27 protein-coding genes and 1 tRNA gene are annotated in these 24,154 nt (G+C 61.3%); 17 read left to right on the top strand and 11 right to left on the bottom strand.

What is annotated here, in order from left to right:
• Window positions 1-146: 146 nt before the first annotated feature.
• Window positions 147-1,001, bottom strand: coding sequence for a helix-turn-helix domain-containing protein (locus GLP43_RS03645; RefSeq protein ID WP_237278233.1), 855 nt, complete (start codon window positions 999-1,001; stop codon window positions 147-149).
• A gap of 93 nt (window positions 1,002-1,094) precedes the next feature.
• Here GLP43_RS03645 and pobA point away from each other — a divergent pair, with 93 nt between their 5' ends.
• On the top strand, window positions 1,095-2,264 hold the full coding sequence (gene pobA / locus GLP43_RS03650; RefSeq protein ID WP_237278234.1) for a 4-hydroxybenzoate 3-monooxygenase: 1,170 nt from the start codon (window positions 1,095-1,097) through the stop codon (window positions 2,262-2,264).
• A gap of 98 nt (window positions 2,265-2,362) precedes the next feature.
• Here the strand turns inward: pobA and GLP43_RS03655 are convergent, their stop codons facing one another.
• A complete protein-coding gene (locus GLP43_RS03655) occupies window positions 2,363-3,343 on the bottom strand; it encodes a zinc-binding dehydrogenase (RefSeq protein ID WP_237278235.1) in 981 nt (326 codons plus the stop codon).
• Window positions 3,344-3,364: 21 nt separating this feature from the next.
• The gene (locus GLP43_RS03660; RefSeq protein WP_237278236.1) at window positions 3,365-3,958 is read right to left on the bottom strand and encodes a TetR/AcrR family transcriptional regulator; all 594 of its coding nucleotides are present in this window, start codon (window positions 3,956-3,958) and stop codon (window positions 3,365-3,367) included.
• A 122-nt stretch (window positions 3,959-4,080) separates the two neighbouring features.
• On the opposite strand from GLP43_RS03660, the gene GLP43_RS03665 reads away from it, so the two are divergent.
• The gene (locus GLP43_RS03665; protein ID WP_237278237.1) at window positions 4,081-4,335 is read left to right on the top strand and encodes a hypothetical protein; all 255 of its coding nucleotides are present in this window, start codon (window positions 4,081-4,083) and stop codon (window positions 4,333-4,335) included.
• A gap of 392 nt (window positions 4,336-4,727) precedes the next feature.
• On the opposite strand, the gene GLP43_RS03670 is transcribed toward GLP43_RS03665, so the two are convergent.
• Together GLP43_RS03670 and GLP43_RS03675 are read right to left on the bottom strand one after the other, a co-directional pair.
• Window positions 4,728-4,803, bottom strand: a tRNA-Ala gene (locus GLP43_RS03670).
• Window positions 4,804-4,919: 116 nt separating this feature from the next.
• Window positions 4,920-5,246 (bottom strand): TIGR02300 family protein, encoded by a 327-nt coding sequence (locus tag GLP43_RS03675; protein WP_237278238.1) that lies wholly within the window; start codon window positions 5,244-5,246, stop codon window positions 4,920-4,922.
• 112 nt (window positions 5,247-5,358) lie between these two features.
• On the opposite strand from GLP43_RS03675, the gene GLP43_RS03680 reads away from it, so the two are divergent.
• A complete protein-coding gene (locus tag GLP43_RS03680) occupies window positions 5,359-6,057 on the top strand; it encodes a M48 family metallopeptidase (protein ID WP_237278239.1) in 699 nt (232 codons plus the stop codon).
• Between the two features lie 55 nt (window positions 6,058-6,112).
• Window positions 6,113-6,763, top strand: a complete 651-nt coding sequence (locus GLP43_RS03685; protein ID WP_005851189.1) for a GntR family transcriptional regulator — start codon at window positions 6,113-6,115, stop codon at window positions 6,761-6,763.
• A 21-nt stretch (window positions 6,764-6,784) separates the two neighbouring features.
• On the opposite strand, the gene GLP43_RS03690 is transcribed toward GLP43_RS03685, so the two are convergent.
• The 3 genes from GLP43_RS03690 to GLP43_RS03700 all read right to left on the bottom strand — a co-directional run bounded on the left by GLP43_RS03690 (window position 6,785) and on the right by GLP43_RS03700 (window position 9,474).
• The gene (locus GLP43_RS03690; RefSeq protein ID WP_237278240.1) at window positions 6,785-7,747 is read right to left on the bottom strand and encodes an acetyl-CoA carboxylase carboxyltransferase subunit alpha; all 963 of its coding nucleotides are present in this window, start codon (window positions 7,745-7,747) and stop codon (window positions 6,785-6,787) included.
• 64 nt (window positions 7,748-7,811) lie between these two features.
• The gene (locus tag GLP43_RS03695; RefSeq protein ID WP_064216324.1) at window positions 7,812-8,441 is read right to left on the bottom strand and encodes a LysE family translocator; all 630 of its coding nucleotides are present in this window, start codon (window positions 8,439-8,441) and stop codon (window positions 7,812-7,814) included.
• A gap of 73 nt (window positions 8,442-8,514) precedes the next feature.
• Window positions 8,515-9,474 (bottom strand): L-malyl-CoA/beta-methylmalyl-CoA lyase, encoded by a 960-nt coding sequence (locus tag GLP43_RS03700; RefSeq protein WP_237278241.1) that lies wholly within the window; start codon window positions 9,472-9,474, stop codon window positions 8,515-8,517.
• A 249-nt stretch (window positions 9,475-9,723) separates the two neighbouring features.
• On the opposite strand from GLP43_RS03700, the gene dgcN reads away from it, so the two are divergent.
• From dgcN to GLP43_RS03715, 3 genes are read left to right on the top strand one after another with little or no spacing between them, the layout of a single operon-like run.
• A complete protein-coding gene (gene dgcN, locus GLP43_RS03705; RefSeq protein WP_237278242.1) occupies window positions 9,724-10,725 on the top strand; it encodes an N-acetyltransferase DgcN in 1,002 nt (333 codons plus the stop codon).
• A gap of 45 nt (window positions 10,726-10,770) precedes the next feature.
• On the top strand, window positions 10,771-11,736 hold the full coding sequence (gene dgcA, locus GLP43_RS03710; protein ID WP_237278243.1) for an N-acetyl-D-Glu racemase DgcA: 966 nt from the start codon (window positions 10,771-10,773) through the stop codon (window positions 11,734-11,736).
• Window positions 11,737-11,739: 3 nt separating this feature from the next.
• Window positions 11,740-12,600: a D-amino-acid transaminase gene (locus GLP43_RS03715; RefSeq protein WP_237278244.1), complete on the top strand. Its 861-nt coding sequence runs from the start codon at window positions 11,740-11,742 to the stop codon at window positions 12,598-12,600.
• Window positions 12,601-12,631: 31 nt separating this feature from the next.
• Here GLP43_RS03715 and GLP43_RS03720 read toward each other — a convergent pair whose 3' ends face one another.
• Complete coding sequence (locus GLP43_RS03720) at window positions 12,632-12,946, bottom strand: DUF1244 domain-containing protein (RefSeq protein WP_009825922.1); 315 nt, start codon at window positions 12,944-12,946, stop codon at window positions 12,632-12,634.
• Window positions 12,947-13,226: 280 nt separating this feature from the next.
• Here GLP43_RS03720 and pyk point away from each other — a divergent pair, with 280 nt between their 5' ends.
• The 4 genes from pyk (at window position 13,227) to rplT (ending at window position 15,657) form a co-directional block, all read left to right on the top strand.
• Window positions 13,227-14,672: a pyruvate kinase gene (pyk, locus tag GLP43_RS03725; RefSeq protein ID WP_064216326.1), complete on the top strand. Its 1,446-nt coding sequence runs from the start codon at window positions 13,227-13,229 to the stop codon at window positions 14,670-14,672.
• Between the two features lie 44 nt (window positions 14,673-14,716).
• The gene (locus GLP43_RS03730) at window positions 14,717-14,944 is read left to right on the top strand and encodes a hypothetical protein (protein WP_005851207.1); all 228 of its coding nucleotides are present in this window, start codon (window positions 14,717-14,719) and stop codon (window positions 14,942-14,944) included.
• Window positions 14,945-15,075: 131 nt separating this feature from the next.
• On the top strand, window positions 15,076-15,276 hold the full coding sequence (gene rpmI / locus GLP43_RS03735; RefSeq protein WP_005851209.1) for a 50S ribosomal protein L35: 201 nt from the start codon (window positions 15,076-15,078) through the stop codon (window positions 15,274-15,276).
• A 15-nt stretch (window positions 15,277-15,291) separates the two neighbouring features.
• Window positions 15,292-15,657 (top strand): 50S ribosomal protein L20, encoded by a 366-nt coding sequence (gene rplT, locus GLP43_RS03740; protein ID WP_093731492.1) that lies wholly within the window; start codon window positions 15,292-15,294, stop codon window positions 15,655-15,657.
• A gap of 72 nt (window positions 15,658-15,729) precedes the next feature.
• On the opposite strand, the gene GLP43_RS03745 is transcribed toward rplT, so the two are convergent.
• The gene (locus GLP43_RS03745) at window positions 15,730-16,953 is read right to left on the bottom strand and encodes a YbfB/YjiJ family MFS transporter (RefSeq protein WP_237278245.1); all 1,224 of its coding nucleotides are present in this window, start codon (window positions 16,951-16,953) and stop codon (window positions 15,730-15,732) included.
• Between the two features lie 138 nt (window positions 16,954-17,091).
• Here GLP43_RS03745 and pheS point away from each other — a divergent pair, with 138 nt between their 5' ends.
• From pheS to mscL, 6 genes are all read left to right on the top strand, one after another.
• Window positions 17,092-18,165, top strand: coding sequence for a phenylalanine--tRNA ligase subunit alpha (gene pheS, locus GLP43_RS03750; protein ID WP_037954562.1), 1,074 nt, complete (start codon window positions 17,092-17,094; stop codon window positions 18,163-18,165).
• A gap of 65 nt (window positions 18,166-18,230) precedes the next feature.
• Complete coding sequence (locus GLP43_RS03755) at window positions 18,231-18,512, top strand: YrhK family protein (RefSeq protein ID WP_237278246.1); 282 nt, start codon at window positions 18,231-18,233, stop codon at window positions 18,510-18,512.
• Between the two features lie 8 nt (window positions 18,513-18,520).
• Window positions 18,521-19,366: an alpha/beta hydrolase family esterase gene (locus GLP43_RS03760; protein ID WP_237278247.1), complete on the top strand. Its 846-nt coding sequence runs from the start codon at window positions 18,521-18,523 to the stop codon at window positions 19,364-19,366.
• A gap of 83 nt (window positions 19,367-19,449) precedes the next feature.
• Window positions 19,450-21,849, top strand: a complete 2,400-nt coding sequence (gene pheT / locus GLP43_RS03765) for a phenylalanine--tRNA ligase subunit beta (RefSeq protein ID WP_237278248.1) — start codon at window positions 19,450-19,452, stop codon at window positions 21,847-21,849.
• 16 nt (window positions 21,850-21,865) lie between these two features.
• A complete protein-coding gene (locus GLP43_RS03770; RefSeq protein ID WP_237278249.1) occupies window positions 21,866-22,315 on the top strand; it encodes a YtoQ family protein in 450 nt (149 codons plus the stop codon).
• A 159-nt stretch (window positions 22,316-22,474) separates the two neighbouring features.
• On the top strand, window positions 22,475-22,906 hold the full coding sequence (gene mscL / locus GLP43_RS03775; RefSeq protein ID WP_005851224.1) for a large conductance mechanosensitive channel protein MscL: 432 nt from the start codon (window positions 22,475-22,477) through the stop codon (window positions 22,904-22,906).
• A gap of 72 nt (window positions 22,907-22,978) precedes the next feature.
• Here the strand turns inward: mscL and ald are convergent, their stop codons facing one another.
• Window positions 22,979-24,097, bottom strand: coding sequence for an alanine dehydrogenase (gene ald / locus GLP43_RS03780; RefSeq protein WP_132997517.1), 1,119 nt, complete (start codon window positions 24,095-24,097; stop codon window positions 22,979-22,981).
• Between the last annotated feature and the right edge of the window lie 57 nt (window positions 24,098-24,154).

Genomic DNA, 24,154 nt, shown 5'->3' on the forward strand with positions numbered 1-24,154 from the left:
TGCGCAGGCTCCCTAACGTCACCTTCACGTATCATTTGGGGTAGGTCAAACGGCTGTTAGCGATAACGGTTAATAATTCTGACATTTGTCAGTTTTGTGAGCACTGATTTGCCCAGTCTTCAACCTGTGGTCCTTTAGTCGTGATCTCAGGTTACGAATTGCTGACGGTATTGCGACGGGGTCACCCCCTGTACGGTGCGGAAACGGCGCGAGAAATAGGACGGATCGGCGAACCCCAGACGATAGCCAACCTCGGCCACTGACAGGCGGGTAAAGGCCAGCATGCGGCAGGCTTCCTCGACGTGGCGGGCTTCGATGTAGGCGGTGGCGGACAGCCCCTTTGCCGCGCGGCACAGGCGCGACAGATGTCCGGTGCTGATCCCGAGGGTGCTGGCAAAGTCCTTGGCCGTCCAGCCCGCACTGCCCGGATCGCCGATAAGCTGGTCGAGCCGCGACAGGCGATCATCCTGCGGTGCGTCGTTACTGCGGTTTTGCGTTGTCCCCCATGCCGCGATGCTGGCCAGAACCGCATGTCCCAGCCCCACGGCAATCTGCGCCCGAAACGGCGCCCCCGTCTGGGCCGCCACGGTTTCCAGCTGGGTCATCAGCGCGATCAGCGGGCCCGCGGCGCGACCAACCGTCGGCTTGGTCAACGCCTGTGCGACCTCGGCATTGACGGGCCCGATGCTGTGCAGGATCGCAATGGGAAAGGATTGCACCATGCCTTGGGTGTTGGGGGCAAAGTCGAAACTATGCACCATGCGGGGCGGGATAAAGACGACCGATCCCTGCGTCAGGGCAAAGCGGTCGCCATCGATGTTCGCCGTGCCACCCCCCGAAAGGATGTAGAGCACCTGCGCCAGCTGCGCGTGCCGATGTGGCGCGATGTGCCACGCGTGATCTGGTGCGCGGTCCTTGATCCGTTCGCAATGCAGCACATCGGGAAAGTCTTTGGTTTCGCCAAAAAGCGCATAGCTGGGGATCGGAGAAAGCTCTGTCATGCACGGATTGTACCAGCAATTGCGCTAACGATCCATTCATCATGCACGTTCCGTACAATAGGTTAATCCGGCAGTCAGGCAGGGAGCAGCTATATGAAAACCGAAGTCGTCATTATTGGCGGCGGGCCATCGGGCTTGCTGCTGTCGCAATTGCTGAACGACGCAGGCGTCAGCACTGTCGTGCTTGAAAGGACCACCCGTGAACACGTGCTGTCTCGCATCCGCGCAGGCGTGCTTGAGGACGGCACAATGAACCTGCTGCGCCATGCCGGTGTCGGTGCACGGATGGACCAACAGGGCTTGCCGCACAAAGGCTGCTACCTGACTGACAACGATCAGATGGTGCATATCGATTTCCACAAGCTGATCGGCAAGAAGGTCATGGTCTATGGCCAGACAGAGGTCACCCGCGATCTGTACGACGCACAGGACCGGATGGGCACGACGATCATTCACGAGGTCGAAAATGTGGTGATCGACGGTGCGGACAGCAAAGCGCCCACGGTATCCTTCACCAAAGACGGCCAGCGGCAAGAGATCAGCTGCATCTACGTCGCGGGCTGTGATGGGTTCCACGGTGTCAGCCGCGCGACGATCCCCGCCGCCAAACGTCGGGAGTTTGAACGGGTCTACCCCTTTGGCTGGCTCGGGATTCTGTCGCGCACGAAACCGGTGAACGATGAATTGATCTATGCCAGTTCGGCGCAGGGCTTCGCTCTTGCCTCCATGCGTAGCGCAAGCCTGAGCCGCTATTACATTCAGGTGTCGTCGACCGAAAAGGTCGAGGATTGGAGCGATGACCGCTTCTGGGAGGCACTGAAGCAACGTTTGCCGCGACCTGTGTCAGAGGCGCTTGTGACCGGCCCGTCGATCGAGAAATCCATCGCGCCGCTGCGCTCCTTCGTGAGCGAGCCTTTGCGGTGGGGAAACCTGTTTCTGGTGGGGGATGCCGCGCATATCGTGCCGCCCACCGGTGCCAAAGGGCTGAACCTCGCGGTGTCCGATGTCTTCTATCTGCATGACGCACTGATTGCCGCGCTGAAGCGAGGGGATCACAGCGGGGTTGACGGTTATTCCGCCCATGCGCTGTCGCGGATCTGGAAGGCGATGCGGTTCAGCTGGCAGATGACAACAATGCTGCATCAGTTCGAGGGCGAAGACAGTTTCGCCCCGCAGATGCGGCGGGCGTCGCTGGCCCATCTGGCGCAAAGCGAAACAGCACGGCGCGATCTGGCAGAGAATTATACGGGGCTGCCGTTCTAAGCGCAGCCGCCCAAACTTGGGTGTCGAGATGAAAGCAGGGCGGCCCTTGATCCCGGATCAAGGGCCGCCCTGTTTGGTTCTGTGGTATCCGGCTGCGTTTAGCCGCGGATCATCACCTTGCCGGGGCGGCCCGGTGTCAGCGAGGCTTTCAGCGCACCAGAGAGATCATCCAGCCCGAACTGCCCACCGTCTTCCAGCACCAACTCGCCTTTGGCGACCAGCGTAACCAGTTCAGTGATCAGGCGTTTGCGCTCTTCGGGGTCCATGTCGCCGCTCACGCGGGAGCCCCAGAAGCCTTTGACGGTGATATGCTTCATGATTAGCGCGCCAGAGTTCAGCGGCATCGGCGCACCGGTCGCGGTCCCGAACACAACAAGCTCCCCGTCCAGTCCCAGCAGATCGACCAGATCGGCAGAAATATCGCCCCCCACGGAATCGATCGCGGATGCGGCACCTTTTTCGCCAATGATTTCGCGCGCTTTATCCTGCCAGCCCGCTTCCGAGGTCGACAGCACGTTGTCGATGCCCAGATCCGTCAGCTCTGTCACAGCGTCTTCGCGCCGCACGAGGTTCAGCAGGTTGATGCCGCGGCTTTTGGCGAGCGTGGTCATGATCTTGCCGACGGCCCCGTTTGCTGCGGTCTGGACGATCCAGTCGCCTTTCTGCGCCTTAAGCGTTTCCAGCAAAGAGATGGCGCTGAAGGGCATCGCGATCAATTGTGCGCCAGCAACGTCCGAGATCATGTCGGGCAGGGGCAGAACGCCAGTGGCGGGGGCGACGAAGTATTCGGCCCATGTGCCGTGCACGCCCGCGATCGACACACGCTGGCCGACCATCGCGTCGTCCACGCCTTCACCGACAGCCTCGACGGTGCCAAGCCCTTCGCTGCCGGCAATCGCGCCGGGAAGCTCGGGCTTGTAGCCGTAGTTCCCGCGGATCGTCCAAAGATCGTGGTTGTGGATGGGCGACAGGGTCATCTTGACCAGAACCTCGCCCGCCCCTGCGGTGGGGGTGTCGATATCGGTCGCTTCGATGACGTCGATGGGTTCGCCAAAGCTATTGTGCACTGCTGCTTTCATGGTGGTCTCGCTTTCTTGTGGTTATCGAATGGTTAGAAAATCGGTGGTTTCTGACAAAGCCTGCTGCAACGGGATCTGATCCTGCGACAGTTTCGACAGGATCGCGGCCCCCAGAAACTTGGCATAGAGCATCTGCGCTGCCGCCCGTGCTTCATCGACTGGTGGGATTGAGCCTTCTTCGGCCCCGGCAACCAGCAGCTGTGCGATGCGGCCGACCAACTGTGCCACGCCATCATCCAAGATGCGCCGCATGTCGTCGGACAGATCGGCAACCTCGGCCCCAAGCTTCACAACGAGGCACTGGTTGGCGATGCCTTCGGAATGGGCATGGGCAAGCCACGCAGACCAGAACGACAGCAGCTTGTCACGGGCAGAACCCGACCCGCTGCACAGCGCATCCATGCGCGCCAGATAATCGTCGACATAGTCGTGCAGCAAGGCCTGGCCAAAGGCATCCTTGGACGGAAAGTAATAATAGAACGACCCCTTGGGGACATCACTTTCCCTCAGGATGCGCGCCAGCCCGACAGCGCCAAACCCGTGCTTGCTGATCAGCGCACGTCCGGCGGTCAGTATCTTTAGCCGCGTTTGATCTGATTTCTTTTGCTCTGTCATACGGGGGGAGATAAGAAGTAATAGACCGGTCGTCTAGTGGCGCGGCCAATTTAATTTTGTGCGCGGCTGTTCCTTGCCGTACAGCTTGGGATGGGGCGGCGTTTCAACGGGCGGGGTGCGCAATGGGAAAGGTGACGGACCGAGCGGTCATTTGGGTGTTCTTCGCCTCAGGCGCGCTTTGCCTTGGCATCGTCGCATTCCTTGGGGTGCAGCACTGGGTCGAAAGCATCCCCTACACCGACACATGGGCCTATTTCCGCAACTACCACCCGATACGGCATACTCTGCTGGTTGCGCTTGGGTGGGTCTTTGCTGGCGTCAGCGTGACTGCGGGCGTTGTGTACGCATGTAGGCGTGCGATACGTCGGAAACGTTGAAACGCGTCAGTCAGCCCCGCGTGGTGCGTGACGTGTGTGCTGGAATGTAGGGTGGTGTTTGGTGGAGCCTAGCGGGATCGAACCGCTGACTCAGAGTGTCCGCCTCGCGGACGCGCGTCAGTCAGCCTCGCGTGGTGCGTGACGTGTGTGCTGGAATGTAGGGTGGTGTTTGGTGGAGCCTAGCGGGATCGAACCGCTGACTCAGAGTGTCCGCCTTGCGGACGCGCGTCAGTCAGCCCCGCGTGGTGCGTGACGTGTGTGCTGGAATGTAGGGTGGTGTTTGGTGGAGCCTAGCGGGATCGAACCGCTGACTCAGAGTGTCCGCCTTGCGGACGCGCGTCAGTCAGCCCCGCGTGGTGCGTGACGTGTGTGCTGGAATGTAGGGTGGTGTTTGGTGGAGCCTAGCGGGATCGAACCGCTGACCTCCTGCATGCCATGCAGGCGCTCTCCCAGCTGAGCTAAGGCCCCATCGTGGATCAGAGATCCGGGAAGTGTATCAACCATTCAAGGCCGATGCGCCGCTGAATAGGCGGTCGCGAAGGCGGGATCAAGAGGAAAATCTATCCCGCCCTCGCAAAAATCAATCAATCTTCGTCGTCGGATGCAACGTCGGCGATTTCTTCGAGTGGAACGGTATCATCATCGTCGTCGTCATCGTCCAGGATGTCGTCGTCCAGATCCACATCTACATCGTCGTCATCTACCAATGTCTCGTCATCATCCGAGTTGCCTTTTTTGGCTTTGGCTGTAACGGCATCTTCGGCGTCTGCGGCGATCATGCGGGATTTGGAGTTATCCACCTCGACCACTTCGCCGGAGTAAGGGCTGATGATCGGATCTTTGTTCAGGTCGTAGAACCGCTTGCCCGTTGTGGGGCACAGGCGCTTGGTTCCCCATTCTTCATTGGGCATCGAAGTCCCCTTTTTGAAAGTGTTGTTGCGTATAGATGATTCAGGCCAAGTGCCATATGAGATAGGCACTGTCAAAGGCAATCGCCACCCCATCGCGACCCGGAACCCTGAAATGCCTGATCCTGTCCTGCCCGGAAACCCGCCTATCCCGCTGATCCTGCGCCGCTCTGCGCGGGCGCGGCGGATATCATTGCGGATATCGCAGCTGGATGGGCGGGTGACGCTTACCATGCCGAAACGCTTGAAAGAGGCCGAGGGAATCGCCTTTGCCCGCGAAAAGGAGGCGTGGATTCGGCAACATCTGGAAGCGCGCGGCGCTGATGTTCTGGTGGGTATCGGGGCCGAGTTTCCCTTGGGCGGTCGGATGCTGCGGGTTGAGGCGGGGCAGGGCAGGCGGGTGGTGCTGGGGACCGATACGATTTCCGTGCCCGGCCCGGCAGCGCGTGTGCCGACACGGCTTGCCGCGCATTTGAAAGAGCTGGCGCGGGACCGGCTGACCGGGGCCTGCGACGATTATAGTGCGCTGCTGGGGAGGCCCTATAGCAAGCTGACCTTGCGGGATACGCGGTCGCGGTGGGGGTCTTGTACCTCGGACGGGGGGCTGATGTTTTCGTGGCGCTTGATCCTGACGCCGCCCGACGTGCTTGATTACGTCGCCGCCCACGAGGTCGCGCATCTGGCGCAGATGAACCATTCGCCCGCCTTTTGGGCCGAGGTTGAAAGGATTTACGGACCCTATCAAGAGGCGCGTGGCTGGCTGCGCACCCACGGCAGCGACCTGCACCGGTTCAAGTTTACCACGCAGGCATAGGGCGCGTCCACGTTGCGCCATTGACGCAGCAGCGATTCGTGATCACAACGGCGATATGAACCTGAACCCTCGTCCCCTTGATGCGCATCCTTTGGCCCATGACCGTGTCTATCGGCAGTTGCGGACCCGCATCATGCACGGCGATCTGGCTCCGGGGCAGGCGCTGACCCTGCGGGGAATCGGGAAGGAATACGAGGTGTCGATGACCCCCGCCCGCGAGGCCGTGCGGCGGCTGGCGGCGGAAGGGGCGCTGACCATGTCGGCCTCTGGCCGGATATCGACGCCGGAGCTTAGCAACGAACGGATCGAGGAGCTGGCCGCCCTGCGTGCCCTGATCGAGGTGGAGCTGGCGAGCCGCGCCCTGCCGCGGGCCCACCTAGCGCTGATCGACCGGATGCAGGCGATCAACAATGCCATCTCGGATGCGGTGATCCACCGTGACGCGGTGAGCTATATTCGCACCAATCTGGAATTTCACCGCACCCTATACCTGCGGGCGCAGGCCCCTGCGATGCTGGCGATGGCGGAAACGGTCTGGCTGCAGATGGGCCCGACGATGCGGGCGCTTTATGGGCGGCTCAGACGGACAGAGCCGCCGCATTTTCACAAGCTGATTATCGCGGCGCTGCGCGCGGGCGACGAACCGGGACTGCGGCTGGCCGTGCGCACCGATGTGACCCAAGGTCTGCGGATGCTGGCGACGTGATGCGCCAGCGGGCGGCGTTGGTTACGCCGCCAGCCCCTTGGCCCCGAGGTCGAGGAATTTCTTGCGACGATCAGCCACCAGCGCCTTTGGGTCTTTGCCCGACAGGTCATCCAGCATCGCGGCAATCGCCTTGCGCACCGATGCAATCGCCTCTTTCTGATCCCGATGCGCGCCGCCACGGGGTTCGGGGATGATGCGGTCGTTGACGCCCAGCTGTTTCAGATCTTGCGCGGTCAGGCGCAGCGCTTCGGCGGCCTCGCGCATTTTCTCGGCGTCTTTCCACAGGATTGATGCGCAGCCCTCGGGCGAGATCACGGAATAGACAGAATGTTCCAGCATGGCGACGCGGTTCGCCGTGGCAAAGGCAACCGCCCCGCCGGACCCACCTTCACCGATGATGACAGAAACCAGCGGCACACCGATCTGCAAACATTTCTCGGTCGCGCGGGCGATGGCTTCGGATTGGCCACGCTCTTCCGCGCCTTTACCGGGGTAGGCACCGGGGGTGTCCACCAGCGTGATCACGGGCAGCCCGAACTTGTCGGCCAATTCCATCAGGCGCACGGCTTTGCGGTAGCCTTCGGGGCGGGCCATGCCGAAATTGCGTTCGATACGGGATTTGGTGTCGTTGCCCTTTTCGTGGCCGATCACGACGACAGGCGTGTCGTTGAACCGTGCCAGACCGCCCATTACGGCAAGATCATCGGCAAAATTCCGGTCCCCTGCCAGCGGGGTGTATTCGGTAAACAGGGCCTCGATATAGTCTTTGCAATGGGGCCGGTCGGGGTGACGTGCCACCTGACATTTGCGCCACGGCGTCAACGACTTGTACAGATCGTCAAGCATTTGGTGGGCTTTTTCGTCCAGCGTTTTGGCTTCGGCGCTCACGTCCATCCCTTCGGAGGACCGCGCCAGAGCGCGCAGCTCTTCCGCTTTGCCTTCAACTTCGGCCAGTGGTTTTTCGAAATCCAGATACTGTGTCATCACCTGCTCCGCGCTTTGTTCAGGGCTATATGGCGTTGATTTGCGGTCTTTGCAACGGAACCTGTCAGCTGGCCGGCCAAAGGGCGGGCAGCAGCGACGCCACAAGCAGCGCGGCCATGGTCACGTTAAACACCCGCAAACGCCGGGGATTGGTTAGAAAACGGGCCATCTGCCCGCCAAGAAGGGTCCAAAGGGTGACCGACGGCAGCGCCATCACCGCCACGACAAGCGCCGTGATCACCAGCGGCAATATGCCAGCAGAGGGCACGTAGATCGTGATGATGCTAAGACCAAAGGCCCAAGCCTTGGGGTTGACCCATTGAAACCCCGCCGCTTGCAGAAAGCTCAGCGGCTTGGCGTTCGGGTCTGCGCTTTGCACCGGGGCGGCAGTGGCGATCTTATAGGCAAGGTAGATCAGATAGATCAGGCTCAGGATCTTGAGCACCGTATAGATGACAGGAAAGGCGTCAAACACGCGGATCAGGCCAAAGCCCACCAGCAGCAACATGACCATAAAACCAAGAGTGATGCCCATCATATGCGGGACCGTGCGCGCAAAGCCGAAGTTCGCGCCCGATGCCATCAGCATCAGGTTGTTCGGCCCCGGCGTGATTGAGGTGATCAGCGCGAAAAGCGCGAGCGCAGAGAGGACATCGATGGTCATGCTGCCTTGATGCCCCAAGCCGCGGGGCATGCCAAGCCCGCTTTGCTGCGGGGGGCTGTCGCGGCGCGAGGGTCGCCTCGCGCCGCTGTCCAGTATCGCGGGGTTAGCGCGAGGCGATCATCTCGGACTGGCGCACGATGACTTCGGCCTGTTTGATGCTGGCGATGTCGACCAAACGGCCTTTGTAGACGGTCGCACCCTCGCCGTTGGCCTTGGCTGTTTCCATCGCGGCCAGAATTTCGCGCGCTTCAGCGACGGCTTCTTCCGAAGGAGTGAAGACCTCGTTCGCGACGGCGATCTGTTTGGGGTGAATGGCCCATTTGCCGACCATGCCCAAAGTTGCCGACCGACGCGCCTGCGCGCGGTAGCCTTCGTCGTCCGAGAAATCACCGAACGGACCATCGACCGGCAGCACGCCGTGGGTCCGGCAGGCGGCAACGATGGCGGTCTGCGCCCAATGCCACGGATCGGACCAATGCTTGGTCCCGTCGCGCAGCATGTAATAGTTTTCTTGCGTGCCACCGATGCCAGTCGTCTGCATCCCCATAGAGGCGGCAAAGTCGGCCGCACCAAGGCTCATCGCTTGCAGGCGCGGGCTGGCGGCGGCGATCTCTTCGACGTGGGCGATGCCTGCGGCCGATTCGATAATCACCTCGAACGAGATTTTCTTGGTGCGGCCCTTGGCGGTTTCGATCGCCGTGACCAGCGCGTCGACGGTATAGACGTCAGCGGCGCAGCCGACCTTGGGGATCATGATCTGGTCCAGACGCTCGCCCGCTTGCTCCAGCAGATCGACGACATCGCGGTACCAGTAAGGTGTATCCAGCCCGTTGATCCGCACGGACAGTGTTTTGTCGCCCCAGTCTACATCGCTGATCGCCTTGATGATGTTGGCGCGGGCGCTGTCCTTGTCCGTGGGGGCAACGCTGTCTTCCAGATCAAGGTTGATCACATCGGCTTCAGAGCTTGCCATTTTTTCGAAGATTGCCGGGCGCGAACCGGGGCCGAACAATTGGCAGCGGTTGGGACGTGCAGGTGCTGTAGGCTGGATGCGAAAGCTCATATGCGGAATCCTTGAGTAATAAAGTTACGACTTGCTTGCCTTGGGTGGTATTAAATTGCGCTGCGCCCTGCAAGGGTGATCTCGCACCTGCAGCATCGGCGGCTGAAATTCTGTGCACAGTTCTTGCTTGCATCGGCAGATACCCGCAAAATTTCCGCGCGATCTCTTGCACCTACCATTCATTTGCAACCTTATCGCGCTGAAAGGCTGCGAAACTGAGCCAAAGCCAAATTGCAGGAGCATGTGATCATGATCAAAACACCTTATCTTCTTTTTCTGGGCGACGCGCCGGATCACCTTGCGGTTAAAGTGGCGCAGGGCATCAAGGACTGGCGTCCTGAAAATGCCGTCGGTCAGCTGCGGCTGGACGGGTGCAAAGCGGATCTGGGTCTGACCGATATGACGCTTGCGCAAGCGAAAGAGGCCGGCGCGCAGACCTTGGTGATTGGCGTCGCCAACCGCGGGGGCACCATCAGCGCCACATGGCGCGCCGTGCTGGTCGACGCGCTGGAGGCCGGCTTCGATCTGGCATCCGGCTTGCATAACCTGCTGCGCAACGAGCCAGAGCTGGTGGCTGCTGCCGAGAAACACGGGCGTACCTTGCATGACGTGCGTATTCCGTCGGTGCAGTACCCGATTGCGAATGGCGTCAAACGCAGCGGCAAGCGCGTGCTGGCGGTCGGTACCGATTGTTCGGTCGGCAAGATGTATACCGCGCTGGCGCTAGACGCGGCGATGAAAGAGAAGGGGCTGAAAAGCAGCTTCCGCGCGACGGGCCAGACCGGTATTCTGATCACCGGCGAAGGCGTACCTTTGGATGCCGTGATCGCGGATTTCATGGCCGGCTCGGTCGAGTATCTGACCCCCGACAATGACGATGATCACTGGGATATCATCGAAGGGCAGGGCAGCCTGTTTCACGTGTCCTATTCCGGTGTCACCATGGCGCTGATCCACGGCGGCCAACCCGATGCTCTGATCCTGTGTCACGAGCCGACCCGCAAGACCATGCGCGGTCTGCCCGACTACACGCTGCCCACGTTGGAAGACGTGCGCGACGTGGCACTGACACTGGCAAAGGTTGCCAACGCAGGCTGTCAGGTGGTCGGTATCTCGATCAACACCCAGCATCTGTCGGAGGCAGAGGCAGACGCCTATCTGGCCGAGGTCGAACAACGCTTGGGCTTGCCAGCCGTGGACCCGTTCCGCCAAGGTGCCGCAAGATTGGCGGATGCTTTGGCAGCCCTCTGATCGGCCCTTCGGGGAGAGTTTAAGTGGCAAAATGAAGGAGCGGATATGCGTATTGAGGTAAGCCGGGATGTCTTTCGGCTGGCGCAGGTCTTTACCATTTCGCGTGGATCGCGGACCGAGGCGCAGGTGCTCACGGTGAGGATCACCGATGGCGGCGCGACGGGATGGGGCGAATGTGTGCCCTATGCCCGTTATGGCGAGACGCTGGAGTCGGTCACGGCAGAGATCGAAGCGCTGCGCGGGCCGCTGACGCGTGATGCGCTATATGACCTGCTGCCGGCTGGTGCAGCGCGCAATGCAGTGGATTGTGCCCTGTGGGATCTGCAAGCCAAGCAGGCGGGTAAGCCTGTGTGGGAACTGGCGGGGCTGGCGCGACCGGGGCCCGAGATCACGGCCTTTACCCTGTCGTTGGATAGCCCCGAAAAGATGCGCGAACAGGCCGCCTTGCACGCGCATCGCCCGCTGTTGAAGATCAAGCTGGGCACGCCGGATGATATGCCCCGCCTTGAGGCTGTGCGCGCCGGTGCCCCTGATGCGCAGATCATCATCGATGCGAATGAGGGCTGGTCGGCCGCGGTATACGCCGATCTTGCCCCTCATCTGGTGCGGCTGGGTGTGTCATTGGTTGAACAGCCTTTGCCCGCAGGGGATGACGATGCCTTGATCGGGATGGAGCGGCCCGTGCCGGTCTGTGCCGATGAAAGCTGTCATGACCGTGCGAGCCTTGCTGGGCTGAAGGGCAAATACGATGTGGTCAACATCAAGCTGGACAAGACCGGTGGTCTGACAGAGGCGCTGGCGCTGCGCGATGCGGCAGTCGCACAGGGCTTTGAGGTCATGGTGGGCTGCATGGTCGGGTCGTCGCTCGCGATGGCTCCGGCGGTGCTGGTGGCACAGGGGGCGAAGGTCGTGGACCTTGACGGCCCGCTGCTTCTGGCCGAAGACCGCGAGAACGCTTTGACATTTGACGCCGCCGGGGTGCATCCGCCTGCGGCCAAGCTTTGGGGATAAGACATGCGGACTGTATATGTGAACGGCGAATACCTGCCCGAGACCGAAGCCAAGGTTTCGATTTTTGATCGCGGGTTTCTTATGGCGGACGGGGTCTATGAGGTCACCAGCGTGCTGGACGGCAAGCTGATCGACTTTGACGGCCACGCGATCCGGCTGAGCCGGTCGCTGAATGAATTGCAGATGCGAAACCCGATCTCGAAGGAGGACCTGCTGGAGGTACACCGCGAGCTGGTGCGCGTGAACGAGATCGACGAGGGGCTGATCTATTTGCAGATCACGCGCGGGTCGGACGGGGATCGCGACTTTGCCTTCCCTGACCCCGAGACGACGGAGCCGACGATTGTCTTGTTCACCCAGTCCAAGCCGGGTCTGGCCGACAGCCCTGCCGCCAAGAAAGGTGCCAAGGTCATCAGCATCGAGGACATCCGCTGGGGCCGCCGCGACATCAAGACGGTGCAACTTTTGTACCCGTCGATGGGCAAGATGATGGCCAAGAAGGCGGGCTGCGATGATGCCTGGATGGTCGAGGACGGCTTTGTCACCGAAGGCACCAGCAACAACGCCTATATTGTGATGGGCAACAAGATCATCACCCGCGCCCTGAGCAACGAGATTTTGCACGGCATCACCCGCGCTGCGGTTCTGCGTTTCGCCAAAGAGGCGCAGATGGTGGTGGAAGAGCGTAACTTTACCATCCACGAAGCGCAGCAGGCGGACGAGGCGTTTACCACCTCCGCCAGCGCCTTTGTCATGCCCGTGGTCGAGATCGACGGCGTGGCCTTGGGCGATGGAACACCGGGCAAGGTCGCGCCGCGGCTGCGCGAGATCTATCTGGACGAGATGCGCAAGGCGGCGGTCTAACCCGCCTTGCCAAGGGGCTGGCTGCGCGCGGTCAGCCCTTTTCCCCGACGTTCTGTTCGAAGGCGACCTTGAACGCTTCTTTCTGCGCGTCCTTCGCGTCGGTCTGATAGTTGGCTTTCCATGCGTCCATGGTCATGCCGTAGAACAGCTCGCGCGCTTCTTCCTTGCCCATGTCGATCCCGCGTTCGTTTGCGGCTTCTTGATACCAGCGCGACAGGCAGTTGCGGCAAAATCCGGCCAGGTTCATCATGTCGATGTTCTGCACGTCCGTGCGGTCTTGCATCAGGTGCTGTTGCAGCCGGCGAAACGCCGCAGCCTGAAGTTCGATTTCCTGTTGTGTGGGCATTATGCTCTCCTGCGTGTGGGGTGGGGCCAAGCTATGGGTTGGCCGGTGTGGGTTCAAGGCGGCGGGCCATGAATGTGGCGCGGCCTTGCGCGGTGCGGTGTCATCGTGCTGTCATATTGTGGTGGGCATAGACGGGGCGGGCGATCTTCGCTAATTGCTAACGCTAACAAATGTTAACGCTAACTTATTTACTATCCACTCTGACCGCCGCGCGTGTTAAACCCGTGGCAATGAGCGCAGGGGCTGTCAAAGCCCGCAGATGAAAAGGGACGTCACCAGTATGAAACGCACGCGGAATGTCAAAGTAGTTGCCACCTTGGGTCCGGCCTCGGACACGCACGAGACGATATCGGCACTGTTTCACGCGGGCGCGGATGTGTTCCGGTTGAACATGAGCCACGGCAGCCATGACGAAATCCGGATCAAGCACCAGATCATCCGCCAGATCGAAGAGGAAACGGGATCCACGATCGGTATTCTCGCGGATCTTCAGGGACCAAAGCTGCGTGTGGGTGTCTTTTCGGGGGACAGCGAATTGCTGGTCGAGGGCGCGTCGTTCCGGCTGGATCTGGACGAGGCAGAGGGCAACGCCCGCCGCGTGTGCCTGCCGCACCCCGAGATTTTCCAGGCGCTTGAACCGGGCGCATCGCTGTTGGTCAATGACGGCAAGATCCGTCTGAAGGTCAAGGAATGCGGCCCCGATTTCGCTGAGTGCGAAGTGATGATCGGCGGCGTGATCTCTAACCGCAAGGGCGTGAACGTGCCGGATGTGGTGCTGCCGCTGGCCGCCCTGTCGGAAAAAGACCGCGCCGATCTGGAATTCGTGTGCGAGCTGGGGGTCGACTGGCTGGCGTTGAGCTTTGTGCAGCGCCCCGAAGACGTGACCGAGGCGCGAGAACTGGCCAAGGGCCGTGCCGCATTGCTCAGCAAGATCGAAAAGCCGTCGGCGGTGGACCGGTTCGAGGACATCCTAGCGGTGAGCGACGGTATCATGGTCGCGCGCGGTGATCTTGGGGTTGAGCTGCCAGTGCAGAACGTACCGCCGATCCAGAAACGACTGGTGCGCAAATGCCGTGCGGCGGCAAAGCCGGTGATCGTAGCGACGCAGATGCTGGAATCGATGATCGAAAGCCCGATCCCCACCCGGGCCGAGGTATCGGATGTCGCGACCGCCATTTATGAAGGGGCCGATGCGGTGATGTTGTCAGCGGAATCCGCGGCTGGTGCCTATCCGGTCGAGGCGGTGCGCACGATGGATAACGTGGCCACCGAGGTAGAGCAGGACCCGACCTACACCCAGATTATCGAATCGTCGCGCAAGGTTGACCGCATGACCGTGGCGGACGGTATCGTTGCCGCCGCACGCGAGATTGCGGAAACCGCGAACATCAAGGCAATCTGCTGCTTTACCCAAAGCGGGACCACGGCGCTGTTGACTGCGCGCGAACGTCCTCGGGTGCCGATCATCGCGTTGACGCCCCTGGTCAAGACCGCGCGCCGTCTGGCGCTCACCTGGGGCGTCAATTGCGTTCAGACCGGCACGCTGGAACGCTTCAAGATGGCCGTGGTCAGCGCCGCACGCGTTGCCCGTGACGAAGGCTATGCCGGGCCGGAAGATATGATCGTCGTCACCGCAGGCGTGCCTTTCAACGTCGAGGGCAGCACAAATATCCTGCGCGTCGCGCCCTGCGACGAACGATTGATTTTTAATACCGATCCGGAATAACCTCTGGTCAGGTAATAAGAATATATCGAGCAAGGGCAGGAATAATGGATACTGATCTGATTTTGGTGATTGGTCTTGCCCTTGCTGTGCTTTCTATCCCCTCTGTCGTGTCGGCCTTCTCTGATGGCCGTGCGCCGCGCGCGTCGGCCTTGACGGTGCTGATCGCGGGCGGGATGATCGTCTATGCCATCAACACCCATCCGGGCGGCTACGCGTTGGAAGACGTGCCAGACGCTGTTTTGCATGTGATTGCGCGCTACAAGTTCTGGTAAGCGCAGGCGTTTCGCGCTTTTGCCCTTGCTTTGGGCCCCTGTCCCTCCTATACGCCAGCTTCGTTCCGCGCGTCCGGCCTTCGTGGCATGCCGAGTCGCGCACTTACCGAACTCAAGTTAAGGAGACGGAAATGCCCAAGATGAAGACGAAATCGAGCGCCAAGAAGCGCTTTAAGATCTCGGCGACCGGCAAGGTCATCGGCGGTCAGGCTGGCAAACAGCATGGTATGATCAAACGGACGAAAAAATTCATCCGTGACGCGCGTGGGACAACAGCTTTGTCTGCACCCGACGCCAAGATCATCAAGGGCTTCATGCCCTACGACCGCTAAGATAGGAGAGCCGATATGTCCCGTACAAAAGGTGGTGTCGTTACCCACGCCCGTCACAAAAAGGTAATCAAAGCAGCCAAAGGTTACTATGGCCGCCGCAAGAACACCTTTAAGGTCGCCCGTCAGGCGGTCGACAAAGCCAACCAATACGCCACGCGCGACCGTAAGAACCGCAAGCGGAACTTCCGCGCATTGTGGATCCAGCGGATCAACGCCGCTGTGCGCAGCCACGACGAAGCACTGACATACAGCCGCTTCATCAACGGCCTGTCCCTGGCTGGTATCGAAGTGGACCGGAAGGTTCTGTCCGACCTGGCCGTCAACGAACCCGAAGCATTCGGTGCCATCGTGAAGCAAGCACAAGACGCACTGGCCGCGTAAGCGCCCTTTGCCGATCCAAAGTTTTAGAACGCCGCCCTGACATCGGGGCGGCGTTTTTCGTTTGTGCGGTGATCAGCTGGGGTCTTGTTGCGGCAGCGGTTTTTGAAACACCACCACAGCGGCCCCTGTCAGCAGGATCGCAGCGGCAGCCAGCAGGCTGGACCCGATATTGCCCGTCAGGTCGCCCAAGGCACCGGCGGCGAAGGGGCCTGCGGTCTGCGCGATGGCAAAGACCACGGTGAACAGGCTCATCGCAGCGGCCCAGCTTTCGGCAGGCAGGTTCTGGCGGATAAAGCTGGTGATCGCGCCGGGGGCCATGAAGACGCAAAGTCCGAAAACCACGGCTGAAATCACCACGGCCCCACCCGCGGGCAGGACGAGCGGCAGCGCCGACCCAACTGCGATGCCGGTCAGGATCATCGCCAAGGGCTTGCCCGAAGCATGTCGCGCCAGCACCCCGCGCCACACGAAGGGCGAGGCGATCAGCGCCACCCCCATGATGATCCACACCGCCGAGATCAGCAGCGCCGGTGCCTGTTGATCCGTCATCCACGCAGACAGGAACGTCAGATAGACGATATAGCCCATGGCAAAACCGACGTAACCTGCAAGCTCTCTCCAGATCAGGCGCAGCTTGATGCCGCCGGCCGCCGTGTTGCGTTGCGCAGGCACCGACAAACGCGCCGCGGCCCATAGGGACAGGGGCAGGCAGGCCACGCTGATCGCGCCGATGATATACCAGCCATAGCGCCATGATCCGGTGCCCCAGAGCTCTATCATCAGGGGCAGGGACGCGCCTGCCAGCATGATCCCGATACCGCCGCCCGCGCCGAACAGGATCGCGATTGCCAGGGCATTGCGGCGCGCGTCGCCCGGAAACAGCCGCGCGGTCAGCACCCCTGCGGTGGAAAAGGACATCGCCCCGAACACCCCCGCCGCGATCCGCCAGAAGGTCTGCCAGCCCATCGTCGCCTCGTACCCCGTCGCCAACAGCGTCAGCGTCGTGGTCACCATGCCGAACCCGAACAACCGCGCAGGCGCGATGCGCCCGATCAGCAGCAGCGTCAGCACTGCGCCGATGATATAGCCGATTGCATTCGCCGTGTTCAGCCAGCCCGCCTGCGCATAGGTCCAGTCCAGCTCGGTCTTCATCGCGGGCAGGATCAGCCCGTAGGCAAAGCGCGCGAACCCGTTGGTGACCGTCACCCCCAGCGTCAGGCCAAGCAGCGCCAGCCAGGGCCGTGTGACAGGTCGGGGCAGGGACGGGTTGCCGTCGGGTTGTAAAATCTCTGCCACGCGCGGCACCCCCTTGATGGTTTGCGCCACTATGTGCCCGCGGTTTCAGCATCACAAGCCCCGCTTCAAATGGCCCTGCCGCTTGTATTCGGGCCCAATTCTGCTAGCACCAGCCCGAGCAAAAGACATGAGGCCGATATGGACGACCTGAAAGCGAAATATCTGGGCCAGATCGCTGGTGCCGCCGACGAAGCCGCGTTGGAGGACATCCGTCTGGCCGCCGTGGGCAAAAAGGGCGAAGTCGCCCTGAAGATGCGCGAGCTGGGCCGTATGACGCCCGAAGAACGCCAGACAGTCGGCCCCGCGCTAAACGCGCTCAAGGACGAGATCAACTCCGCCATTGCCGCGAAGAAAGCGGCGCTTGGGGATGCGGCGCTTGATGAACGTCTGCGCAGCGAATGGCTGGACGTGACATTGCCCACGCGGGCGACGCGTCAGGGCACGATCCACCCCGTCAGCCAGGTGACCGAGGAAGTGACCGCGATCTTCGCCGAGCTGGGGTTTTCGGTCGCCGAAGGCCCGCGCATCGACACCGATTGGTATAACTTCGACGCGCTGAACATCCCCGGCCACCACCCCGCGCGCGCCGAGATGGATACGTTTTATATGGCCCGTGCCGAGGGCGACGACCGTCCGCCCCACGTGCTGCGCACCCACACCAGCCCCGTGCAGATCCGCACGATGGAGGCCGAAGGCGCGCCCTTGCGCATCATCTGCCCCGGTGGCGTGTACCGTGCCGACTATGACCAGACCCACACACCGATGTTCCATCAGGTCGAAGGTCTGGCGATCGACAAAGACATCTCTATGGCGAACCTGAAATGGACGCTCGAGGAATTCTTTAGCGCGTTCTTCGAGGTCGAGGGCATCAAGACCCGCTTCCGCGCCTCGCATTTCCCCTTCACCGAGCCGTCGGCAGAGGTCGATATCCAGTGTTCGTGGGTCGACGGCCAGCTGCGCATCGGCGAAGGCGATGGCTGGATGGAGGTGCTGGGCTCCGGCATGGTCCACCCGAAGGTGCTGCAAGCGGGCGGGATTGACCCTAACGAATGGCAGGGCTTTGCCTTCGGCATGGGCATCGACCGCATCGCGATGCTGAAATACGGCATTCCTGATTTGCGGGCATTCTTTGATTCAGACCTGCGCTGGCTGCGCCACTATGGCTTCGCGAGCTTGGACCAGCCGACGCTGCATGGTGGTTTGAGCCGCTAATTGATCGTCGCGGTGTCCGTCGTAGGGCACCGCGCCGCTTGTCCGGCAAATAAGGGCAGGGCCCGATGAAAATATTTCGCAATGAACGTCGGGACCAATCCGAGGCGCACCGCAGGCTTTATGCGCGGTTCGAGCTGGCCCATACGGTTGTCGATTTCATGGCCGCGTTTTGCTTTATCGTCGGGTCGATTATGTTCTTTAGCGACGCTTGGCTTACGCCGGGCACATGGATGTTTCTGATCGGGTCGCTGCTGTTTGCTGCCAAACCAACCCTGCGTCTGATCCGCGAGATCAAGCTTTATCGCATGGGCGATGTGGACGATCTCGCGCATCGGCTTGAGGATTAGAGAAACCTGTGAGCCTAGCTGCCTTTCTCCACGCGCTGACCGCGCGGCCAAAAGCACTTGTACAGGCCGCGATGCTGGCCTGCGCCGTGTCCGCTTCCCCCGCCGCCGCCCAAACCCTCCCGCCCTGCGGCGGGGATACCGTCTGCAAAATTGGTGACCGCAGCTACAACATCCTGATGCCCGACGATTGGGATGGCGTGACGCCTCTACCTGTCATGATGCATTTCCACGCTTTCCTGCGGCGCGGGCGTACCGTGATCAACCATCCGCGCATCGGGTCTGAAACAAAGCCGCGTGGTGTGATGCTGGTGGCCCCGTCGGCGCAGCATCGGGCGTGGCGGTTCTGGCAGGATGACCCTGCGGATATCGCCTTTGCTGATGCGGTGCTCGCGGATGTGGCGAAACGCTATCCGGTGGATCAAAGCCAGATCTATATCTCGGGGTTCAGCTTTGGCGCGGCGATGGCGTGGCGCTATGCCTGCGCGCGCGGCGACCGGATCGCGGGGCTGATGACCATGTCGGGCACGATCAAACAGGCCAGTACCTGCGCCAACCCGCCGCGTCAGGTCCGCCATGTGCATGGGCTCAACGACCTGTGGATGAGCCTGCCGCGCGGGCCCGAACATGACACCACCAATGTCGTCGCCCTCTGGCGCAAGGCGTTCCGCTGCGGCAAGGGCCGGCTGGACGGTGCGCTGACCATCGCCCCTGGGGTAGAGTTCGCGCATTTCGCTTGGGACAATTGCGCCGGCGACCGCAGCGTGACGCTGGACATCCACACCGGCGGACATTTCATCCCGACCGGATGGCTTGGCTACCAGCTGGACGGGTTGATGCCCAAAACACCGGGCTAGGCGCAAAACGCGGCCGCACCGCATTGAAACCGCGCCGATTAAACGCTACGCCCTAGCGCAAGCATTGCATGAGGATCACCGCCATGAAATTCACACTGTCCTGGCTGAAGGAACATCTCGACACCACCGCGTCGATCGATGAAATCACCTATGCGCTGACCGATCTGGGGCTCGAGGTCGAAGGCGTCGAAGACCGTGGCGCGAAGCTGGCGGATTTTACGCTGGGCTATGTGCAATCGGCAGAAAAGCACCCCGACGCGGATCGTTTGCAGATCTGTCAGGTGGATACCGACGAAGGCGTCCAGCAGATCATCTGCGGTGCGCCGAACGCGCGTCAGGGCATCACCGTGGTTGTGGCAAAGCCGGGCGTCTATGTGCCGGGCATCGATACCACCATCGGCGTTGGCAAGATCCGTGGCGTCGAAAGCTTTGGCATGATGGCGTCAGAGCGCGAGCTTGAGCTGTCCGAAGAACATGACGGTATCATTGAACTGCCCTCGGGCAACGTCGGCGACCGTTTCATCGACTGGCTGGCGGAAAACGACCCCGCCAAGGTCGACCCCGTGATCGAGATCGCGATCACCCCCAACCGACCCGATGCCTTGGGTGTGCGCGGGATCGCGCGTGATCTGGCTGCCCGTGGTCTGGGCACGCTGAAACAGCGCGATGTGCCCGCGGTCGAGGGGCAGTTTCCGTGCCCGATCTCTGTTTCGATCGACGAAGACACGCTGGACCAATGTCCGGTTTTCTACGGTCGTGTGATCCGCGGCGTCAAAAACGGCCCGTCGCCGGCATGGTTGCAGGACAAGCTGCGCGCTATTGGCCTGCGCCCGATCTCGTTCCTCGTCGATGTGACGAACTTCTTCACCTATGACCGCAACCGTCCTTTGCACGTGTTCGACGCGGATAAGGTCGCGGGCAACAGCCTGCGCATCCACCGCGCCAAGGGTGGCGAGACCCTGATGGGGCTGGACGACAAGGAATATACCTTCAGCGAAGGCATGACCCTGATTTCGGACGATGAAAAGGTCGAAAGCATCGCGGGTGTGATGGGCGGCGCGGAAAGCGGCTGTTCCATGGACACGGTGAATGTCTTTGTCGAAGCGGCCTATTTCGATCCGGTGCGCACCGCCTACACGGGCCGCGGGCTCAAGATCAACTCGGACGCGCGCTATCGCTTTGAACGGGGGATCGACCCCGAATGGACGCCCTATGCCATCGAACATGCGACCCAGATGATCCTGGACATCGCCGGCGGCGAGGCGTCCGAGGTTGTCGTCGCGGGCAAGGTGCCGGACTATTCCCGCGCCTACAAGCTGGACGCCGCCCGCGTGCAATCGTTGGTGGGGATGACCATCTCGGAAAGCGAGCAGCGCAAGACGCTGACAGCGCTTGGCTTCCGTCTGGAAGGCGACATGGCGCATGTCCCAAGCTGGCGCCCCGATGTGCAAGGCGAAGCCGATCTGGTCGAGGAAGTCGCGCGGATTGCGTCACTCACCAAGCTTGAAGGGCGCCCCTTGCCGCGCCTGACGACCGGCGTGCCCAAACCCGTCCTGTCGCCGATGCAGCGCCGCGAGTCCATCGCGCGCCGCGCCTGCGCCGCCTTGGGCTACAACGAATGTGTATCCTACAGCTTTATCGATCAGGCGTCTGCCGCGCTGTTTGGTGGTGGCACCGATGACACCCGTCTGGAAAACCCGATCAGCAACGACATGAGCCACATGCGCCCCTCGCTGCTGCCTGCCTTGCTGCAGGCCGCGGCCCGCAATCAGGCGCGGGGCTTCCCTGACATGGCGCTGTTCGAGGTCGGCCCCGTCTTCACCGGTGGCGAGCCCGGTGATCAGCATCTGCAGATCAGCGGTCTGCTGACCGGCAGCACCGGTCCCAAAGATGTGCATGGCGCATCGCGTCCGGTCGATGTGTTCGACGTCAAAGCGGATATCGAGGCAGTCCTGTCCGCGATCGGTGCCCCCGCAAAGGTGCAGATCAACCGCAATGGCGCTGACTGGTTCCACCCCGGGCGTCACGGGCAGATCTGCCTTGGCCCGAAAAAAGTGCTTGGCGTCTTTGGTGAAATTCACCCGCGGGTTCTGGCGGCACTGGATGTGAAAGGGCCCGCGATGGGCTTCACCATCTGGCCAGCCGAGGTGCCCTTGCCGCGCAAGTCCGGTTCCACACGTCCCGCGCTGAACACCAGCGCGCTGCAAGCGGTGGAACGTGACTTTGCGTTTGTGGTGGATGCCGATGTTGACGCGCTGACCTTGGTCAATGCAGCGATGGGGGCGGATAAGGCCCTGATCGACGATGTGCGCGTCTTTGACGAATTCATCGGCGGTGCCTTGGGCGAGGGGAAAAAATCGCTCGCCCTCACGGTACGGATGCAGCCAAGCGACAAGACACTGAAAGACGCGGATATCGAGGCGGTTGGCGCCAAGGTCATCGACAAGGTGACCAAAGCCAGCGGCGGCGTGCTGCGCGGCTAAAGCGAACGGAGGCGGTATGACACTGCATGTATATCTGTCGGGTGAAATCCACACCGACTGGCGCGATCAGATCATCGATGGCGCGGCAGGGTTGGATGTTGTGTTCACCGGCCCTGTCACCGACCACGCGGCCAGCGACGACTGCGGTGTGGCGATTCTAGGGGCCGAGGAAAACAAGTTCTGGCACGACCGCAAGGGCGCACAGCTGAACGCGATCCGCACCCGCAAGGGCATCGAAGAGGCGGATGTCGTCGTCGTGCGTTTTGGCGAAAAGTACAAACAGTGGAACGCGGCCTTTGATGCGGGCTATGCGGCGGCTCTGGGTAAATCGCTGGTAATCCTGCATGGGGCCGACCACGCGCACGCGCTGAAAGAGGTCGACGCAGCAGCTTTGGCTGTCGCCCAAGAGCCCGCGCAGGTCGTGCAAATCCTGCGCTATGTGCTGACGGGCACCCTGCCAGAGTAAGCAAGCTTTGCACCGGATTGCGCGGTTTTCGCCTCTGTAAGGGGGAAAACCGTGCTTATCCGACAAAAATCCATCGTTATTTGGAAAACTTGTGCTAACGCATGCGCAGTATGTCGTGCGACGTAGCAGACACGGCTTTCAATCATACGAGGGACAGACATGATTCAAGAATTCAAGGATTTCATTGCCAAGGGCAATGTTATGGACCTGGCAGTCGGTATCATTATCGGCGCGGCGTTTACGGCTATTGTGACCTCGCTGGTCAGCGATCTGATCAACCCTGTGATCGGTCTGGTCCTTGGCGGCGTTGATTTCACCAGCATGTATGTAGTGTTGTCCGGCGATGTGCCTGCGGGTACCGGTCTGGACGCGGCGCGCGAAACCGGCGCGGCGATCTTTGCCTATGGCGCGTTCATCACGGCCTGCATCAACTTCCTGATCATCGCTTTTGTGGTGTTCATGCTGGTAAAATCCGTCAACCGGCTGAAATCGCTGGCCGAACGCCCCGATGATGTCGCCCCCGAAGTGGCAACCGGCCCCAGCCAGTTGGACGTGCTGCTGCAAATTCGCGACGAGCTTGCCAAGAAGTAAGCGTTTCAACGGCGTGAAACGAAAAGGCCCGCAGGTTCACTGCGGGCCTTTTGCGTGGTGAGTAGGGGGTGGTTAACCGGCGATGGCCTGATCGGCGGTGATCGCCTCCATCCCGAGCGCTTCGGCCACGGCGGCGTAGGTCAGTTGACCTGCGTGCACGTTCAGACCTGCCTTGAGGTGGGGATCGTCGGCGCAGGCTTGCTTCCAGCCTTTATCCGCCAGTGCCAGCATGAACGGCATCGTGGCGTTGCCAAGCGCGATGGTCGATGTCCGCGCCACGGCACCGGGCATGTTGGCAACGCAGTAGTGCATAATGCCGTCCACTTCGTATACGGGGTCTTGGTGGGTGGTCGCTTTCGAGGTTTCAAAGCAGCCACCTTGGTCAATCGCTACGTCCACCAGCGCCGCGCCGGGCTTGAGCTCGGACAGTTGCGCGCGGCTGATCAGCTTGGGGGCGGCGGCACCGGGGATCAGGACGGCACCGATGATCATATCGGCCTCGCGCGCCAGTTCGATCGTATTGCCCGCCGAGGCGTAAGAAGTGTTGAATACGCCACCATAGATGTCGTCCAGATAGCGCAAACGGGGCAGGGACCGGTCAAGCACGGTGACATCCGCACCCATACCAGCGGCAATCCGTGCGGCGTGTGTGCCGACAACACCGCCGCCGATGACGACCACGCGCGCCGGACCAACGCCGGGAACGCCGCCCATCAGCACGCCGCGCCCACCGTTGGCTTTTTGCAGCGTCCATGCGCCCACCTGCGGGGCCAGACGACCGGCGACTTCGGACATTGGCGCAAGCAGTGGCAAGCCGCCATTGCGGTCGGTGACGGTTTCATAGGCGATACAAGTCGCACCGGAGGCCAGAAGATCCTTGGTCTGTTCGGGGTCGGGGGCGAGGTGCAGATACGTGAACAGGATCTGTCCTTCGCGCAGCATCTTGCGTTCAACCGCCTGGGGTTCCTTGACCTTGACGATCATGTCGGCGCTGTCGAAGACCTCTTGCGCGGTGGCAAGGATCGTCGCGCCTGCGTCGGTATAGGCGGCGTCATCAAAACCAGCGCCGATGCCGGCACCTGCTTCGATAACAACCTCATGTCCCTTGTTCACCGCCTCGTAAGCGGCATTCGGGGTCATGCCGACGCGGAATTCCTGTGGCTTGATTTCTTTGGGGCAACCGATTTTCATGAGCTCATCCTATTGAGGGTGCATTTGAATTACGGTACGCCCCTCGATACGCAATTG

Origin of the sequence: Sulfitobacter sp. M39, assembly GCF_021735935.1 — a bacterium.
Taxonomy (GTDB): domain Bacteria; phylum Pseudomonadota; class Alphaproteobacteria; order Rhodobacterales; family Rhodobacteraceae; genus Sulfitobacter.